Raw genomic sequence first — 3,837 nt, 5'->3', positions numbered from 1 at the left:
GTCCGGTACCGGGTTCCGGTGACCGGACCACCCGCGTTGGTGTGTTCCCGTGCGTTCCGCATGCTCGGCGGATGAGTTCCTCACAGCACACCGAGACCCAGCACACCAAGACTCAGCAAGCCGAAGAAGCCACGTTGAACGGAGCCGTGCTCGTCACGGGCGGCACGAGCGGGATCGGCCTGGCCGTCGCGGAGGCAGTGGCCCGCGCCGGGCGCCCCGTGGTGGTCACCGGACGTTCCCAGGACCGCTGCGACGCGGCGGCCGAGCAGCTCGAAAGCATCGCGGGCGAGCGCCGGTTGGCGCTGGTCGCGGACACCACCGACCCCGACGCGCTGGCCGCGGCCGTGCGCCGGGCCGCCGAACGCTGGGGACCCGTCACCGGCCTGGTGACGGCCGCCGGCCGGCTGGCCCGCGGCTCGGTGCTCGACCTCACGCCCGACGACTTCCGCGCCGCCCTCGACACCAACGTCATCGGTACGTGGCTGGCGATCCGCGCCGTCCTGCCCGGCATGCTCGACGCCGGGCACGGCCGCATCGTCACGATCGGCTCCGTACTCGGCTCGACCGGCGCCCCCGAACGGGGCGGCTACGCCGCCACCAAGGGCGCGGTGGCCGCACTCACCCGGTCGGCGGCCCTGGAGGTCGCCGGGACCGGCGTCACCGTGAACTGCGTCGCCCCCGGGCCCGTGCGCACCCCCATGAACGAGAGCGCCACCGCCACCGACGCCGCCGCCCAGGCCGCCTTCACCGCCAAGGTGCCGCTGGGCCGCTGGGGCAGGCCCGAGGACATCGCGCACGCGGTGCTCCCGCTGCTTGCCGCGGGCTCGTCCTTCACCACCGGCGCCGTGGTGCACGCGGACGGTGGCTACACCGCGCAGTGAGCGCTCACCCGAGTCGCCCGAGTCACCCAGCGAGAACGGTTTGCTGAACGGACCGCGACGCTGGGCCCGCGCCCGGCTCGGTGATGGGCTCGGCACCGCACCCCTCTGCCTTTCCACGGAAGGACTCGCATGTCACCAGCACCGGAGAGCCACTACGCGGACGGCGCGGGCATCCGCTACCACTACCACGACCTCGGCTCGGGTCCCGACACCGTGTTCCTGCACGGTGGCGGCCCCGGCTGCACCGCGTGGAGCGACTTCGGGCCCGTCGCGCATCTGTTCGCCGCCGACCGGCGCTGTCTGCTCGTCGACATCCAGCAGTACGGCAAGTCGGAGAAGTCCCCCATCCAGGGACCGATGTGGGACCACCACGCGGCGAAGACCGTCGGCCTGCTGGACACGCTCGGCGTCGACCGCGCCGACTTCGTGTGCAGCTCGTGGGGTGGCACCATCGCCCTCAACCTCGCCGCGAAGTACCCGGACCGCGTCCGGTCCCTCGTCATCACCGGCAGCATGCCCGTCTTCTACGGACCGCTCGCCCCGCTCCCGGAGAACGGGCACCGCGGCCGCACGGCCCGCGACATCTACTACGGCGGCGAGGGCCCGACCCGCGAGAAGATGCGGGACCTCATCACGAAGCTGGAGTGGTACGACGGCGCGAAGCTCCCCGAGGAGACGCTGACACTGCGCTACGAGCAGAGCCTCGACGAGGAGGAGCGCGCGCTGGCGGCCATGTCCGACTCGCCGCGCGGCGACTGGCAGGACCTCACCGGGGAACTGGGCCAGATCCAGGCTCCCACGCTGTTCATCTGGGGCATGCAGGACGCGTTCCTCACCCCGGACTACCCGCTGATGCTGGCCCGCATGGTGCCGAACGGGAACCTCCACGTGATGGACCACACCTCCCATCACCTGGAGGAGGAACGCCCCGAGGCGTACCAATCGGTCGTCAGCGGCTTCCTCAACTCCCTGAGCTGAAACGTCCCCCTCCCCGACCGCCCTTCGGAGTGATGCATGTCCATCTGGACCGAGATCAGCCCCACCCCCTTCCGCGTCGAGTACGTCGACGCCGCCGGAGTCCCCACCCGCACCCTGCGCGCCGGCGACCCGACCGCCCAGGCCGTCGTCTTCCTGCACGGCACCAGCGGTCACCTGGAGGCCTTCGCCCGCAACATCACCGCGCACGCCGCCTACGACCTGCACGCCATCGACATGCTCGGCCACGGCTACACCGGCAAGCCCGACAAGCCGTACGAGATCGGCGACTACGTCACCCACCTCCTCGGCTACCTGGACGCCGTCGGTGTCGACAGCGTCCACATCGTCGGCGAGTCCCTGGGCGGCTGGGTCGGTGCCCGCGCCGCCATCGAGCACCCCGAGCGGGTACGCAGTCTCCAACTCCTCTGCTCCGGCGGCACCGTGGCCAACCCCGAGGTCATGGACCGCATCCGCACCAGCACCAAGCAGGCCGTCACCTCCGACGACATCGAGCTGACCCGCCGGCGGATGCGGCTGCTCATGGCCGACGACGCCTCCGCCACCGAGGAACTGGTCGAGGTCCGGCACGCGATCTACCACACGCCGGAGTTCGTCGCGGGCGTCGACAACCTCCTGTCCCTCCAGCAGATGGAGCGCCGCCAGCGCAACCTGCTGCGCCCCGAGCACCTGGCGCAGATCACCCAGCCGACGCTGGTGGTGTGGGGACGCCAGAACCCGTTCGGTGACACCCCCGAGGCGACGGCGCTGCACCAGGGCATCCCCGGCTCGCGCCTCGAACTGTTCGAGAACTGCGGACACTGGCCGCAGCACGAGCAGGCCGAGCGCTACAACGCGCTCAGCCTTGAGTTCATCGGCAAGGCCGCCGGCTGATGCGGGCGGTCCGGTTCCACGACTGGGGCGCCGCTCCGGTCCTCGACGAGGTGCCCGAGCCGGTCTGCGCGCCGGGAGAGGTCCTCGTCCAGGTCACGGCTGGCGGCGTCGCGCACCTCGATGTGACCGTCGCATCCGGCGACTTCGAGCTCAAGCCCCCGCTTCCGTACATCGGCGGTGTCGAGGGCGCGGGCACGGTCCTGGAGGCGGACGCCGACTCCGGTCTGGCCCCCGGCACCCAGGTCGTGCTGCGCGGCGGCGGCCTGGGCCTCCTGCGTGACGGCACGTGGACCGAGCGGGTCAGCGTCAAGCGCAAGGCCGTCACCCCGCTCGACGCCCCGCTCGATCCCGCGGTGGCGGCGAGCTTCTTCGTCCCCGCCACGACCGCGCACGTGGCGCTGCACGACATCGCCCGGATCGGCCAGGACGAGGACGTCGTCGTGGTCGGTGCCGCCGGCGCGGTCGGCGCGATGGTGGCCCAGCAGGCACTGGCCGCAGGAGCCCGGGTGACCGGCGTGGTCGGCCGGGAGGACCAGCTCGCCGACGTACCGAAGGGCGTAGAGGCTCTGACACTGGACGACGCGGAAGGCCTCGCCCAGGACCGGTCGGCCTCGCTGCTCGTCGACACGCTCGGCGGCGCGGGACTTGTCGGCCGCAGCCGGTGGGTGCGGCGGGGCGGACGCGCCGTGGTCATCGGCTATGTGGCGGGCACGCACGTCGAACTCGATCTGCCGAGCTGGCTGCTCGACGAGGTGGCGCTGCTGCCGGTGAACATGATCCGCCAGGAACGCCGGGCCCGCGAGGTTTCCGGCGACCTGGTGCGCCGGCTCTCCGAGGGTGAACTGACGCTGGCGGTAAAGGAGTTCAGGTTGGCGGACGCCCCTGCGGCGCTGGCCGCGCTGCGGGGCGGACGGGTGCGGGGGCGGGCGGTCCTGTTGCCCGGGTGACAGCTCGGGGCTGCGCGACCGGTACCGGGTGCGGGTCTCGCCGTGGCTGATCGCGCAGTTCCCCGCGCCCCTGAGATGCATGGCCCTTCGGGCCGCATCTCCCCGCCGGGGGCACAGCGGCGAAGCCGCGGGTCCTTGGG

Annotated in this window: 4 protein-coding genes; all 4 read left to right on the top strand. The window is 72.3% G+C overall.

The features are described from left to right. Positions 1-71: 71 nt before the first annotated feature. The 4 genes from ACFWGJ_RS42645 (at position 72) to ACFWGJ_RS42630 (ending at position 3,697) form a co-directional block, all read left to right on the top strand. Entirely contained in the window at positions 72-881 is an 810-nt protein-coding gene (locus ACFWGJ_RS42645; RefSeq protein WP_387334348.1) for an SDR family NAD(P)-dependent oxidoreductase, read from the top strand. 129 nt (positions 882-1,010) lie between these two features. Then, the gene (locus ACFWGJ_RS42640) at positions 1,011-1,859 is read left to right on the top strand and encodes an alpha/beta fold hydrolase (RefSeq protein WP_387334347.1); all 849 of its coding nucleotides are present in this window, start codon (positions 1,011-1,013) and stop codon (positions 1,857-1,859) included. A gap of 36 nt (positions 1,860-1,895) precedes the next feature. Next, the gene (locus ACFWGJ_RS42635; RefSeq protein ID WP_387334346.1) at positions 1,896-2,750 is read left to right on the top strand and encodes an alpha/beta fold hydrolase; all 855 of its coding nucleotides are present in this window, start codon (positions 1,896-1,898) and stop codon (positions 2,748-2,750) included. After that, positions 2,750-3,697 (top strand): alcohol dehydrogenase catalytic domain-containing protein, encoded by a 948-nt coding sequence (locus tag ACFWGJ_RS42630; RefSeq protein WP_387334345.1) that lies wholly within the window; start codon positions 2,750-2,752, stop codon positions 3,695-3,697. The genes ACFWGJ_RS42635 and ACFWGJ_RS42630 overlap by 1 nt, the downstream gene beginning before the upstream one ends. The last annotated feature ends 140 nt before the right edge of the window (positions 3,698-3,837 follow it).

This window comes from Streptomyces sp. NPDC060205, from assembly GCF_042728395.1.
Taxonomy (GTDB): Bacteria; Actinomycetota; Actinomycetes; order Streptomycetales; family Streptomycetaceae; genus Streptomyces.
This window is presented reverse-complemented; position numbering and strand designations above follow the sequence as displayed.

Coding starts and splice junctions, on each gene's coding strand:
- ACFWGJ_RS42645 (WP_387334348.1), top strand. CDS start 72: ATGAGTTCCTCACAGCACACCGAGACCCAGCACACCAAGACTCAGCAA.
- ACFWGJ_RS42640 (WP_387334347.1), top strand. CDS start 1,011: ATGTCACCAGCACCGGAGAGCCACTACGCGGACGGCGCGGGCATCCGC.
- ACFWGJ_RS42635 (WP_387334346.1), top strand. CDS start 1,896: ATGTCCATCTGGACCGAGATCAGCCCCACCCCCTTCCGCGTCGAGTAC.
- ACFWGJ_RS42630 (WP_387334345.1), top strand. CDS start 2,750: ATGCGGGCGGTCCGGTTCCACGACTGGGGCGCCGCTCCGGTCCTCGAC.